Annotated in this window: 10 protein-coding genes and 1 other annotated feature; of the genes, 8 read left to right on the top strand and 2 right to left on the bottom strand. The window is 39.5% G+C overall.

All coding sequences use genetic code 11. From position 1 onward, the window contains the following. Window positions 1-43: 43 nt before the first annotated feature. Window positions 44-1,768: a septation ring formation regulator EzrA gene (gene ezrA / locus HMPREF3249_RS08525; RefSeq protein ID WP_003028089.1), complete on the top strand. Its 1,725-nt coding sequence runs from the start codon at window positions 44-46 to the stop codon at window positions 1,766-1,768. A 218-nt stretch (window positions 1,769-1,986) separates the two neighbouring features. Here ezrA and HMPREF3249_RS08520 read toward each other — a convergent pair whose 3' ends face one another. After that, window positions 1,987-3,000 carry a lactonase family protein gene (locus tag HMPREF3249_RS08520; RefSeq protein WP_049533592.1) on the bottom strand — a complete coding sequence of 338 codons (1,014 nt, stop codon included), beginning with the start codon at window positions 2,998-3,000 and terminating at the stop codon, window positions 1,987-1,989. A gap of 352 nt (window positions 3,001-3,352) precedes the next feature. Between HMPREF3249_RS08520 and HMPREF3249_RS08515 the strand changes: the two genes are divergently transcribed. From HMPREF3249_RS08515 to budA, 6 genes are all read left to right on the top strand, one after another. Then, a complete protein-coding gene (locus tag HMPREF3249_RS08515) occupies window positions 3,353-4,009 on the top strand; it encodes a response regulator transcription factor (protein ID WP_049533591.1) in 657 nt (218 codons plus the stop codon). Beyond that, complete coding sequence (locus HMPREF3249_RS08510; RefSeq protein WP_049533590.1) at window positions 4,006-5,382, top strand: sensor histidine kinase; 1,377 nt, start codon at window positions 4,006-4,008, stop codon at window positions 5,380-5,382. Before HMPREF3249_RS08515 ends, HMPREF3249_RS08510 begins: the two co-directional genes overlap by 4 nt. A gap of 149 nt (window positions 5,383-5,531) precedes the next feature. Further along, window positions 5,532-6,710 (top strand): AI-2E family transporter, encoded by a 1,179-nt coding sequence (locus HMPREF3249_RS08505; RefSeq protein WP_059220565.1) that lies wholly within the window; start codon window positions 5,532-5,534, stop codon window positions 6,708-6,710. Then, window positions 6,697-7,923: a tetratricopeptide repeat protein gene (locus HMPREF3249_RS08500; RefSeq protein WP_081317640.1), complete on the top strand. Its 1,227-nt coding sequence runs from the start codon at window positions 6,697-6,699 to the stop codon at window positions 7,921-7,923. Before HMPREF3249_RS08505 ends, HMPREF3249_RS08500 begins: the two co-directional genes overlap by 14 nt. 82 nt (window positions 7,924-8,005) lie before the next feature. After that, window positions 8,006-9,670 carry an acetolactate synthase AlsS gene (gene alsS / locus HMPREF3249_RS08495; protein WP_059220569.1) on the top strand — a complete coding sequence of 555 codons (1,665 nt, stop codon included), beginning with the start codon at window positions 8,006-8,008 and terminating at the stop codon, window positions 9,668-9,670. Between the two features lie 93 nt (window positions 9,671-9,763). Continuing rightward, window positions 9,764-10,483, top strand: coding sequence for an acetolactate decarboxylase (gene budA / locus HMPREF3249_RS08490; protein ID WP_059220571.1), 720 nt, complete (start codon window positions 9,764-9,766; stop codon window positions 10,481-10,483). 523 nt (window positions 10,484-11,006) lie between these two features. Here budA and fbp62 read toward each other — a convergent pair. After that, entirely contained in the window at window positions 11,007-12,656 is a 1,650-nt protein-coding gene (fbp62, locus tag HMPREF3249_RS08485) for an Rqc2 family fibronectin-binding protein Fbp62 (RefSeq protein ID WP_059220573.1), read from the bottom strand. Window positions 12,657-12,774: 118 nt separating this feature from the next. Beyond that, window positions 12,775-13,011: a binding site (T-box leader), on the top strand. Between the two features lie 131 nt (window positions 13,012-13,142). Here fbp62 and trpX point away from each other — a divergent pair. Next, a complete protein-coding gene (gene trpX / locus HMPREF3249_RS08480; protein ID WP_003028040.1) occupies window positions 13,143-14,147 on the top strand; it encodes a tryptophan ABC transporter substrate-binding protein in 1,005 nt (334 codons plus the stop codon).

Genomic DNA, 14,147 nt, shown 5'->3' with positions numbered 1-14,147 from the left:
ATAATCATGATTATTTTCAAGTAATATTTTGAAGGAGTTTTACATGTCTAACGGACTAATCGTACTAATTATAGTGATAGCAGTTCTCTTGATTGTTGCTTACATAACTGCTGTCTTATTAAGAAAAAGAAATGATGCCTTGCTTGCTAAGTTAGAAGATCGCAAAGAAGAACTTTATAATCTTCCTGTAAACGATGAAGTCGAAGCGGTTAAAAACATGCATTTGATTGGACAAAGTCAAGTGGCTTTTCGTGAATGGAATCAAAAATGGGTTGACCTTTCTTTAAATTCTTTTGCAGACATCGAAAATAACCTCTTTGAAACGGAAGGTTACAATAATTCGTTTCGGTTTCTAAAAGCAAAGCATGGTATTGATAAAATTGAGAGCCAAATTGACTTGATTGAAGAAGATATTACTGCTATTCGCAATGCACTTGCTGAATTAGAAAAGCAAGAGTCTAAAAATAGCGGTCGTGTCTTGCATGCTTTGGATTTATTTGAAAAGTTGCAAGTGTCTGTGGCAAATGATACAGAAAGTTATGGCTCAGCGCTTCCTGAGATTGAAAAACAATTAGAGAAAATTCAATCTGAATTCTCTCAATTTGTAACTTTAAACTCATCAGGAGACCCTGTTGAAGCAGCGGAAATTTTGGATAAAACAGAAGATCACATCCTTGCTTTAACGCATATTGTTGAAAAAATCCCAGAGCTTGTATCAGAATTAGATCAAAAGTTACCAGAACAGTTAGAAGATTTGGAATCTGGTCATCGCAAATTGCTAGAATCTGGTTATCATTTTATTGAAACTGATATTGAATCTCGCTTCCAACAGCTGCATACTAGTTTGAAACGCAACAGTGAAAACATTGCCAGTTTAGAATTGGACAATGCACAATATGAAAATACGCAAATCCAAGAAGAAATGGATGCTTTATATGACATGTTTAATCGTGAAATCAAGTCACATAAAGTAGTTGTCAAATTAGTTAATAGTTTACCAGGTTATTTAGGTCATACAAAAGAAAACAATCAAAATCTTTTGACAGAGATTGCCCGCCTTTCAAAATTGTATCTCTTGACAGAAAGCGATACGAATCATGTTCGTCGACTTCAAAGTGAACTTTCTAGCTTAGATGATGTTGTTTTAGAAGCGATTGAAGATTCTTCAGAAAGAAAACAAGCTTATTCTGTTCTTCAAGAAAATCTTGAAACCATTCAAAAACGTGTGAAAGAAATTGAAGATGAGCAGTTAGTGTTGAGTGAAAAATTGGCTAAAATTGAAAAAGATGATGCCAATGCTCGACAAAAAGTTAACATTTATATCAACAAATTGCATACGATTAAGCGTTATATGGAAAAACGCAATTTGCCGGGTATTCCACGGAGCTTCCTGACCACTTTCTTTACTGCAAGTGATAACACAGAAGCTTTAGTAGCAGAATTGGAACAGTATCGTGTCAATATTGAATCAGTAAATCGTATGTTAGAGATTTTGACAAATGATATGAATGAACTGGAAAATGAGACTTACCGGATTGTTGAAAATGCTACTTTGACAGAGCAGTTGTTACAATATTCAAATCGCTATCGTTCATTTGATGAAGGAGTTCAAACTGCCTTCAACCGTGCACTAGAGATTTTTGAAAATGACTTTGATTATCAAGCATCGTTTGAGGAGATCTCGCAAGCATTGGATGTAGTAGAACCTGGTGTAACCAATCGTTTTGTTACATCGTATGAAAAAACGCGAGAAAATATCCGATTTTAAATTAAAACAATAAAGAGACAAGGTTTCATTCCCTTGCCTCTTTTTATTATGTTCTTTTCGTCAGTATCGTGATGTTCGGTATAAAATTGGCGACTAAAGCAAGACGGTCGTGCTCCCTAATACAATTACTTGCAAACGAATAGAATCTGGGAAGATGACATATAAGACAACAAAAAATCCCAACCATAGGCGATTGGGATTAGTCTCTTAAGAAGAGATTAATGAGTAAAAGCAACACAAACACCTTCTGGAACAAAGAAATCATGTGATAATTCTGTTAATTTTCCTGTTTCTGGGTCACGTTTGAAGACAGTCGCATTGTCTGAGTCTTGATGGGCTGCGATAATATACTGTTGATCTGGTGTAATATTAAAATCACGTGGATTTTTTCCATTAGTTGGTACGAATTCTACAAGTTCAAGTGTTCCATCTCCTGCTACTTTGTAAACAGCGATTGAATTATGTCCGCGGTTGGAGCCATAAAGGAAGCGACCGTCAGCAGATAGGCGAATAGCAGCTGTTCCATTAAATTCTGAAAAGTCTTCTGGTAAAGTGGAGATGGTTTGCAGGCGTTCAAATTGACCATCTCCATCGTAAATTAAAACTTCAATAGTAGAGTTTAATTCACAAATAAGATAAGCAATTTTGTAGTGAGGGTGGAACACAATATGACGTGGACCAGCGCCAGATGTCGCATGATAAGTCTCTAATCGATTTAGGCGTCCATAATCACTAATTTCATATGTCACAACTTCATCAGTTCCTAAATCACACGTAACCAGATACTTATCGGGTGTTAAATCTGCAAAATGCACATGAGCAGCAGCTTGGTTTTCATGAGGACCGTAGCCGATATGAACATCAGAATCAACTAATTTAAGGCTACCATTTTCTTGTCGTCTATAAACTAATACTTGTCCTTTATGGTAGTTTGCCCCGTAGACAAGGCTTCTTGCTTCATCTACACTCACATAGCATAGAGGAGCACCTTCGGCCACAACGTGATTGAGTAACTGTCCCGCTTTATTAAAGGCTGCAATGCCTCCCTCACCGTGTTCAGTTCCGACAGAATATAGGTTCTGTTGCTTGTCAAAAGCTAAATAAGTAGGATTTGGCTCTTTTGCAATAAGTGTTAAATTTGCCAGTTCTCCTGTGCTAGTATCAAAATCAGCTTTGTAAATTCCTTCTGAGCTACGACGTGTATAAGTTCCAAAATAAACTGTTTGTGTCATCATTCACCTCGAAATATTTGATACTTTCATTATAACACAAAAAGAGATGAAATGGTTTTCACAAATGAAAGCTGCTGTCAGTTTTATGATGAAAAAATAGATAAAAAATAGATTCGAGATAGGATGGGAACAGATGACTTTGATACAATAAAAATAGATTTGCGGGTGGTGGCGCTAACAATCAGGGTTGTCTGTTTGACTTCTGAAAAATGTTTAGTTTTTTGGGAAGAAAGTTTTTATCCTGCATCACGGTTCAATCTTTGTAAGTTCACTATTTTGTTGTATAATAAAAGTAATCTTTACATTGATTAGCAGTCATTTAATTTTATATCTATATTTTAAGGAGTAAGAAATGCATAAGATTTTAGTAGTAGAAGATGACACTACGATTAATCAAGTGATTTGTGAATTTTTGAAAGAAAATCATTATGAGGTGACACCAGTTTTTGACGGGGCAGAAGCCCTACGTGAATTTGAGGAAAAATCGTTTGACCTCATCATTCTGGACGTTATGTTGCCCTCTATGAGCGGTCTGGATGTGTTGAAGGAAATCCGGAAGACGTCGCAGGTACCAGTTATGATGTTAACTGCACTAGATGATGAATATACTCAGCTGGTCAGCTTTAATCACCTTATCAGTGATTATGTTACCAAACCATTTTCGCCACTTATTTTGATGAAACGCATTGAAAATATTTTCCGGAGTACTGTGACAGAATCAGAGATTGTCATTGGAGACTTACGTGTTTCAATTGACGATTGTACAGTTTATTGGCAAGAAGAGAAAATGTCTCCTACTAAAAAAGAATATGAAATTATCCAAGCTTTAGCTCAAAGAAAAAATCATTTGGTGACTCGGGATCAATTGATGAATACAATTTGGGGTTATAGTGAACTGGATAGCCGTGTTTTGGATAACCATGTAAAAAATATTCGGAAAAAAATTCCTGGAATACCTCTTAAAACGATTACTGGTATGGGTTATCAACTTGGAGGAGAAGAAGAGTGAGAATTGCTAAAAAGCATTTTCTTTTGACAGGAACAATAATTTTTATTATCGTGACAACGGTTTTAACAACACTCTATTTTGTGATGCCTGTTTATTATGAGCAAGTCAAGCATCGAGAAGCTAAAAGTGAGTTCTTTCAGATTGCTCAGCAAGTTCAAGGAAAACCGTCAGATGATATAGGAAAGCTTTTAAGTGACTACAATCGAAAGAATACACGCGTCTGGTTTAGTATATTAGATGCGAAAGGAAAACTTATTTATCCACATATTGATTTAGCTAATGAAAAGGGAGAATTCCAATTAACAATTTTACCTTCTGACATGAGTTTGAAAAATCAAACTAAAAGTATGAGCAAGAAGATAAGAACGGCAGAAGGGACCACATTGACCTTACGTGGGGAATATTCGCTCCAACCAATATCGGATGCTACTTACGTGTTGTTAAGTCTTTATCCTTATATCTTATTCTTTTCGTTAACGTTAGGTGGTATAGTGGCTTTTCTTTATAGTCGATTTGCAACCAAACGCATTACAGATATTTCAGAGAGCACGCGAAAAATGGCAACTCTTTCTCCAGATGTGGCTTGTCCTGTCAAAGGGCGGGATGAAATATCCACACTTGCTCAAGATATTAACACTCTTTATCAAAATCTGTTGATGAGTATTGAAGCTTTGCGATTGGAAAATGAAAAAGTGGCTGAAAGCGAGCGGGAGAAAGCAGAATTTCTACGGATGACTTCTCATGAGCTGAAAACGCCGATTACCAGCATGATGGGAATTGTGGATGGTATGATTTACGGTGTTGGTGACTTCAAAGATAAAGATAAATACCTGCATAAATGTCGTGAAATTTTGGAAGAGCAATCAAAACTTGTACAGTCTATCTTGGCAATTTCTAAGATTGAAATGCGAATAGAAGCTGAAGAAGAGGACTTTTCACTTAATCAGCTCTTGGAGGAAAACTTGAGCAGCTATAAAATGTTAGCTGATGTGAAAGGCTACCAATTTACTGTACAGTTAGAAGAGTTTCAAGTGCATGGCAACAAGACTTATTTGCTGAAAGCTATTAAAAATTTACTAGATAATGCTTTCCATTATACAGTAGCTGGCGGAGAGATTCTTTTAATGATTAAAGACAATCAGTTAATCATTGAAAATGATGCGGAACATGTGTTGGATGAACAGCAAATCCAGCAAATATTTCAGCCATTTTATCGTCCGGATTACAGTCGTAACCGCAAAGATGGTGGAACAGGTCTGGGACTCTTTATCGTGCAACAGATTTTGGAAAATCATCATTTGCACTATCTCTTTGAAGCTGTTGATGACAAACGAATGCGGTTTACAATTTTTTTCTCAGATAAAGAAAGCTAAAAGTGGGAATCTGTTCATGAATTGAATGGATGACCGCTTTTTGTGTTTGACTCGAGCGTAAGAAGGAAATTCATAAAGGACTACCCTTTCTTCAAGAATTTTTTAGTGAAAAATGCTACAATGAGATAAATAAAGAAAAGGATGTCTGTATGGAACACAAAAAGAAGGATTTCAGCCTATCATGGTTTTTTCGGTGGTTTTTAGACAATAAGGCAATCACTGTTTTTTTGGTGACCTTATTGTTGGGGTTGAATATTTTTGTATTAAGCAAAATTAGTTTTATTTTTATTCCTGTTCTAGAATTTATCGGAGTTATCATGCTGCCGGTGATTTTAGCAGGGCTTTTGTATTATCTCTTAAATCCAATTGTAGATTTTATGGAGAAACATAAGATCAATCGTTTAGTTGCGATTACGATTGTTTTTATTTTGATTGCATTGCTCTTAATTTGGGGCTTGGCTGTAGCAATTCCAAGTTTGCAACATCAGATTGTGAGCTTTGTAAGGAATTTACCAGCTAATTTGCAAAAGTCGAATAAAATCATTCAAGATTTTTTGGAAAATCGAATTTCTGATGATGTCAAGCCTCAATTGGAAGAAATTGCGAATAATTTTTCAGATCAAGTGACAGCTTGGGCGAGTAATTTTTCATCGAAAGCAGTGAATTGGGTGAGTACCTTGATTAGTACGGCTTCGCAAGTGATTGTAGCCATTATCATCATGCCTTTTATCCTTTTTTATCTTTTGCGAGATGGAAAAAACTTAAAATCTTATTTGACAAAATTCATGCCAACTAAGTTTCGTGAACCAGTCGGACAAATTTTGACAGATGTCAATACGCAGCTTGCCAATTACGTTCGTGGGCAAGTAACTGTAGCTATTATCGTAGCGATAATGTTCATCATTTTCTTTAAAGTAATCGGGCTTCGCTATGCAGTGACACTTGGGGTGACGGCAGGGATTTTAAATTTGATTCCTTATTTGGGAAGTTTTCTAGCTATGCTGCCGGCTCTTGTTCTGGGGTTAATTGCTGGACCAATTATGCTCTTGAAAGTCATTGTGGTCTTTATTGTAGAGCAAACGATTGAAGGGCGGTTTGTGTCGCCATTAATTCTCGGTAGCCAATTGAACATTCATCCAATCAATGTTCTTTTTGTCCTTTTGACAGCGGGATCTATGTTTGGTATCTGGGGCGTTTTACTGGGAATTCCCGTTTATGCGTCTGCAAAAGTTGTGATTGCTGCTATTTTTAATTGGTATAAGAAAGTCAGCGGCTTGTATGAAGAAGAATTGGTAGATGAAACAGGAGAAGAAATTGAACAACAGTAAGAAAATGGTCGCTTCTTTGCAAAAGCAGGATTTGGCGCATGCCAATAAATATTTTGAAAGAGCTCTAACAAATGATACAGAGGAAGAATTACTTGAATTAGCCGACTACTTAGAAAGTATCGGCTTTTTCCCTCAAGCGAAGCGAATTTATGAAACATTAGCTCCTCATTATCCAGAAGCCTACATCAGTTTGGCGCAGATTGCTAGTGAAGATGGACAAGTGGAAGAGGCCTTTGCCTATCTGGAAGAAATTACTTCTGATAGTGACTGGTATGTGACAGCACTCTTGGTCAAAGCCGATTTGTACCAAATGGAAGGGTTGCCGGACGTTGCAAGAGAAAAATTAGCCGAGGCAAAGCAATTGTCTGACGAGCCGTTAGTGACTTTTGGCTTGGCTGAAATAGATTTTGAATTGGGAAATTTCAATCAAGCTATTAAAGAGTATGCTAGCTTAGACAATCGCCTGATTTATGAGCAGACGGGTGTTTCTACTTATCAGCGGATTGGCGTTTCCTATGCAAGTTTGGGGAAATTTGAAGTGGCGATTGAATTTTTGGAAAAAGCTTTAGAGATTGAATACGATGATGCTGTAGCCTTTGAATTAGCGACTATTTTATATGACCAGAAAGAATATCAAAAAGCTAATCTATACTTTAAGCAAATTGATGCGATTTCGCCGGAATTTGAAGGTTATGAGTATGGTTATGCTTTGTCGCTTCATGCAGAACATCAGACAGAAGAGGCATTGCGCCTCACGCAGCAGGGCTTGTCGAAAAATCCATTTGATACACGTCTTTTGTTGCTAGCTTCGCAGCTTTCTTATGAACTTCATGATGAGCAAAAGGCAGAAGATTATCTTTTGAAAGCAAAAGATAATGCGGAAGACTTGGAAGAAATTGCATTGCGTTTGTCTAATCTTTATTTAGAGCAAGAACGTTTTGATGAAGTTTTAGAATTTGAGGAGCAAGACGATAATGTACTGACTAAGTGGAATATTGCGCGTGCCTATCAGGCTTTGGAACAGACAACAGCAGCTTTGGAGCGCTATCGTCTGTTGCTTTCGGATTTAAAGGAAAATCCAGAATTTTTAGAGCAATATATCTATTTGCTTCGTGAAATGGGGGAATTTGAAGAAGCAAAACACCAAGCAGAGTATTATCTTCACTTGGTTCCAGATGATGTGGGGATGCAGGAATTGTACGATAGTTTGTAAAAAGAATAACAAGCACAATCCTATAAGACGCATGGGAATTATGATATAATGATGAGCGTGATATTCAGGAAGGACGAAGAAAATGACTGAAAAATTTGGTGCTGATCTAATTGTAGATAGTTTAATTAATCATAAAGTGGATTATGTGTTTGGGATTCCGGGTGCAAAGATTGACCGTGTGTTTGATACCTTAGAGGACAAAGGTCCACAACTGATCGTGGCTCGTCATGAACAAAATGCTGCTTTTATGGCGCAAGGAATTGGGCGGATTACAGGAGAGCCAGGTGTCGTGATTGCAACCAGTGGACCAGGTGCTTCAAACTTAGCAACGGGATTGGTTACTGCGACCGCAGAAGGGGATCCTGTACTAGCTTTAGCCGGTCAGGTCAAACGAGCTGATCTTCTCAAACGTGCACATCAGTCCATGGATAATGCTGCACTGTTTAAGCCGATTACCAAGTATTCTGTCGAAGTGCAAGATGGCAATACTCTTTCAGAAATTATTGCCAATGCTTATCGTCATGCCAAGTCAGGAATGCCGGGGGCAAGTTTTATCTCCATTCCACAGGATGTGGTGGATAGTCAGGTTCGTGTGAAGGCTATTAAACCGTTGACGGATCCGCAACTGGGTTCTAGTTCAGTGGCTGACATCAACTACCTAGCGCAAGCGATTAAAAATGCTGTGTTGCCCGTTCTTCTCTTGGGGAATGGCGCTTCAAGTGCCAAAGTGACGGCTTCTATTCGTCAGTTATTGGAGCAAGTACAGTTGCCTGTTGTGGAAACATTCCAAGGGGCTGGGATTGTGTCTCGTGAATTGGAAGAAGCTACGTTCTTTGGACGTGTCGGACTGTTTCGCAATCAGCCGGGTGATATGCTCTTGAAAAAATCTGATCTAGTCATCGCTATCGGCTATGATCCGATTGAGTATGAAGCACGCAACTGGAATGCTGAAATTTCTGCCCGCGTCATTGTGATTGACGTAGAGCCAGCAGAGATTGATACTTACTTCCAACCGGAGCGGGAGCTGATTGGAGATATTGTAAATACTTTGGATTTATTGCTGCCAGCGATTAACGGCTATCAATTACCAGAAGGCTCGCGGGAATATCTGCAAGTGCTGCGAGATAAAATGGACGGTGATGTGAAATTTGACCGCAGCCAAATTGAAAAAGGTTGCCTACACCCGCTGGATATTGTCGAAGTTTTGCAGGAAAATACGACAGACGATATGACAGTTACAGTAGATGTGGGTACGCATTATATTTGGATGGCACGTTATTTCAAGAGCTATGAACCAAGGCATCTGCTTTTTTCAAATGGGATGCAAACGCTAGGTGTAGCATTGCCTTGGGCAATTTCAGCAGCCTTGGTTCGTCCTAACACCAAGATTATTTCTGTGTCTGGAGACGGTGGCTTCCTCTTTTCGGCTCAGGAGCTAGAGACAGCGGTTCGCCTGCACTTGCCAATTGTTCATCTCATTTGGAACGATGGTCATTATAATATGGTGGAATTCCAAGAAGAAATGAAATACGGTCGTTCATCTGGAGTAGACTTCGGAGCTGTTGATTTCGTTAAATATGCAGAGAGTTTTGGTGCGAAAGGATTCCGAGCAACATCTCCAGCAGAATTAACACAGTTGCTCCAAAAAGCCTTAAAGGAAAATGGACCGGTTATCATTGATGTGCCAGTGGATTACAAGGACAGCAGCACGCTGGGAGAAACGATTTTACCAGATGAGTTTTATTAAAGAAGAAGTGGGAAAGAACTCGAAATTGTTAAAAGAGTTCGTTTTTCCACTGTTTTTTCAAGGAAAGATAGTAAAAATTGCCTAGGAGGAGAAATGGCAGAGCTTGTAACATTATTTCACTACAATACTTTGGGGGCTTTGATGGCGGGGCTTTACAAGGGGACGATGACGATTGAAGAATTGCTTCAACATGGCGATTTAGGGATTGGTACTTTAGACTCTATTGACGGAGAGCTGATTGTGCTTGACGGTAAGGCTTATCAAGCCAAGGGAATAGGAGCAAGTCCTGAAGTGATAGAGGTTTCAACAGATATGACGGTTCCTTATGCTGCAGTGGCTTTCCACCAAGCAGAAGTGCGTTTTCGTCAGGACGTTGAGCTAAGTGATGAAGCGTTGAAGAAGCGCATAGAAGCTAGCTATGTCGGGGAAAATCTTTTTCACTCAATCAAGATTCATGGTGAATTTAGCAGCATGCACGTGCGCATGGCTCCAAAAACCTCTCCGGGAAAGAAGTTCGCAGAAATCGCAGCTCATCAGCCTGAGTACCAGGTAGAACACATTTCGGGAACAATCGTTGGCTTTTGGACGCCAGAGCTGTTTCACGGTGTCAGCGTAGCTGGTTTTCATCTTCATTTTCTATCTGATGACCACCAATTCGGCGGACATGTCATGGATTTTGTCATGAAAAATGGAGAGGTTGAAATCGGAACGATTGCAGCATTGGAGCAGCGTTTTCCTGTTCAAGACCAAGAGTTTCTCTCTGCCAAATTGAATGTGGCAGAGCTAAAGGAAGATATTGAGAAATCGGAATAAAAGGCGGCGGGGTAGGTTTAAGAGACTTACATACACCTTAAATAGTCTGAAATAGAATACAAAGGTTGGAATTCAGTTTCCAACCTTTTTTAGGTCTGTCGCCCCGATCGACGGAGAGAATGAGACTTGGGTTAGCCTGTCGCCCCGGTCGATGGAGAGAATGGGAATTAGTTTAAACTGTCGCCCCGGTCGAAGAAGTGAACGAGACTTGGTTTAATCTGTCGTCCTGGTCGACGGAGTGATAGGAATTGGTTTAAGCTGTCGCCTCGGTCGACGGAGAGAATGAGAACTGGTTTAATCTGTCGTCTCGGTCGACGGAGAGAATGGGAATTAGTTTAAACTGCCGCCCACGTCGACGACCTATCTAAGAACTGGTTCACTCCGTCTGAGGGTCGGATAGTTTGTCAGAAAAGTGATTCACTCCGTCTGAGGGTCGGATAGATTGTCAGAAAAGTGCTTCACTCCGTCCGAGGGTCAGACGTACGAAGAGTTGTCAGAAAAAGGTGCCGATTAGCGGACATCTTTACATTTTCATAGATTTGATTTTGGCTTCATCGGGAGTGACCCGCAGGGTCTTTTGTCCAGTATAGGTCACAAAACCGGGCTTGCCACCGGTTGGCTTATTGAGCTTTTTGACTTCAATCATATCCACCTGAACGAGATTGGACAGTCTTGCCTTAGAAAAGTAAGCAGCCAGCTCCGCAGCATCCGTCTTGACCTCATCACTTGGTTGCAGATTGCCTGTGATGACCACGTGGCTGCCGGGAATGTCTTTTGCATGGAACCAAAGCTCCTCTTTTTTAGCCATTTTAAAAGTCAACTCGTCATTTTGCAAGTTGTTTCGACCAACCAAAATAATCGTCTTACCGTCAGTTGCCAAGTATTTTTCTGGTTTCTTTCGTTTTTGAATTTTCTCACGCTGGCGTCGGCGAATAAAACCGGTCTGAATTAACTCTTCTCGAATTTCTGTAATTTCTGTGAGATTAGCTTGCGACAAAGCTGTTTCCACACTCTCCAAATATTGAATGGTTTCTTTAGTTTCTTCAATCAGTCCCGTTAAATGCTTGACCGCTTCTTTCAGCTTTTGGTATTTCTTAAAATAGCGCTGAGCATTTTGGTTAGGGGTCAAAGCTTTATCCAACACAATAGTAATTTTCTCGCTTGTGTAGTAATTGTCCAGTTCTACTTGGTCTTGATTGTTTGGAACTTGGTGCAAAAAAGTAGTGAGGAGCTCTCCTTTTTGGCGAAATTCCTCCGCATTTTCAGTCGCGACTAATTCCTGCTCTTGTTTTTTTAATTTCTTGCGATTTTTTTCTAATTCATTCTCCACTCGATGAATCAGTTCACTGGCTTGCTGATTAACACGGTCGCGTTCCGCCTTGTCTTGATAGAAAGCATCTAACAATTGTGATAAACTAGGAAATTCTTTTTGACTATCCGCAAAAAGAATGGGCGCAAAGGATTTGGTTGTCAGATGAGCTTGTGTGGGACTGGCAAAGAAAGCACGGAAGGTTTTTAGTTTCTCACTCGTTAAGCGCTGACTGAGCTCGGTCGCTGTATCGCGCCCCAAGCCTTGGAACAGCTTTTGTAAAGAACGAGCTGATAAATCCTCTGTCTGGAGAATTTCAAATAACTTTTCGTCAGAAATCGTAAACGGATTGCGACTGCCTGTTTGAGGTGGAGCGACATAGGTCGAGCCCGGCAGAATCGTGCGGTAACTATTCTGCGAGAAGCCAACATGCTTAATGGCCTCAATGATATTACTACTTGCCTTGTCCATTAAGATGATATTGCTGTGTTTACCCATGATTTCGATGACTAGAGTTGCTGCCACGCTATCTCCAATTTCATTTTTATTGGAGACAGAAATTTCTAAAATTCGATCATTCTCGATTTGTGAAATGTTTTCAATTGTAGCGCCTTGTAGATATTTTCGCATAACCATGATAAATGTGGTGGGTACTGCTGGATTTTCAAAGGCGGTACGGGTTAGTTGAATGCGACTAAAAACAGGGTGAGCAGACAAGAGCAATTTGTGATTTTGCCGATTGCTGCGGATTTGCAGCACTAATTCCTGCTCAAAAGGTTGGTTGATTTTTTGAATGCGACCATATAGCAACTGTTGCCGCAATTCCTCTGTCATGTGGTGTAAAAAAAATCCGTCAAAGGACATGGTTTTCTCTCCTTGAATGATACTAAAGAAGATTATAACAAAAAATAGCAAGAAAAGGTTGGAAAATTATTGTCAGAAAAGTTTGACAAAACACTTGACATTTGTTTCAGAAACATCTAAAATAATATCAAATTAGAAAAGTAATAAAATAGTTGTTGGCAGAGAGCTTGTGGTTGGTGAAAACAAGCAGCAGCGTTTTATGAAATTGGGCTAATGGATAGAAGTTGAATTTGAAACGATAAAAATTCGGTGAGCACACCTTACAGTGCAACTTGTTGTTAGACAAGATTGAGATGTGGGATAAGTCTATTATTTTTCCCATAATTGAGGTGGCACCGCGATTTACGCCCTCACACAGGATGAACTGTGTGTGGGTTTTTCTTTTATTGTTTCAGTCTCGTTAATGGAGGTAAAAATATGTTGAAACGATGGCGACTCTGGCTTTTACTTGAATAAAAATTAGAAAATACGAAATGGAGAACAGATATGAAAAACAAACGGTTAATGGGAATGATTGCTCTTTTGGTGGTATTAGTTGTCGGAGGCATTATTTATTCTAGTGTAAATGGCGAGAAAGCACCGAAGACAAACAATACAACCAAAACAGTAAAAGTTGGTGTGCTGCAATATGTCAGTCATCCGTCACTTGATTTGATTTATAAAGGGATTCAAGAAGGATTGGCGCAAGAAGGTTATAAAGGCAAGAAGATCAAAATTGACTTTATGAATGCAGAAGGTGACCAAAGTAAAGTGGCAACGATGAGCAAGCAATTAGTTGCCAATGGCAATGACGTGCTGATTGGAATCGCAACGCCTGCTGCTCAAGGTTTGGCTAGTGTAACGAAAGACAAGCCAATCGTCATGGGAGCAGTGACCGATCCAGTTGGGGCGAATTTACTAAAGGATTTGAAAAAGCCGGGAGGCAACATTACAGGTGTGTCTGACCACAACCCAGCTCAACAGCAATTGGAGCTCATCAAACAATTAACACCGAATGTGAAAACAATCGGCGTCCTTTATTCAAGCAGTGAAGACAATTCAAAAACGCAGGTAGAAGAATTTACAGCTTTGGCTGAAAAAGCAGGCTATAAAGTGCTTCCTTATGCTGTACCTTCTACCAATGAGATTGCTTCAACCATGAATGTGATGACAGGAAAGGTAGATGCTATTTGGATTCCAATTGACAACACCATTGCTTCAGCTTTTTCAACAGTCGTTTCCAGCAATCAAACGGCTAAAAAACCAATCTATCCAAGTGCGACAGCTATGGTAGAAGAAGGTGGTCTGGGTTCAGTGGTTGTCGATCAAAAAGATCTTGGAGTGGCGACTGGAAAAATGACGGCGAAAATTTTGAAGGGCGCTAAACCAGCAGACACAGCTGTTGAAATCTTTGCTACTGGCAAATCAGTTGTGAACAAAAAAGTGGCTGCTCAGCTAGGAATAACAATTCCAGATGATGTTCTGAAAAAAGCAGGACAAGTCATTGAGTAA

It is taken from the genome of Streptococcus sp. HMSC36C04 (assembly GCF_001839535.1).
Lineage (GTDB): Bacteria > Bacillota > Bacilli > Lactobacillales > Streptococcaceae > Streptococcus > Streptococcus hominis.
Note: the sequence above shows the minus strand (reverse complement) of the source record. Positions and strands in the feature narration are given on the sequence as shown.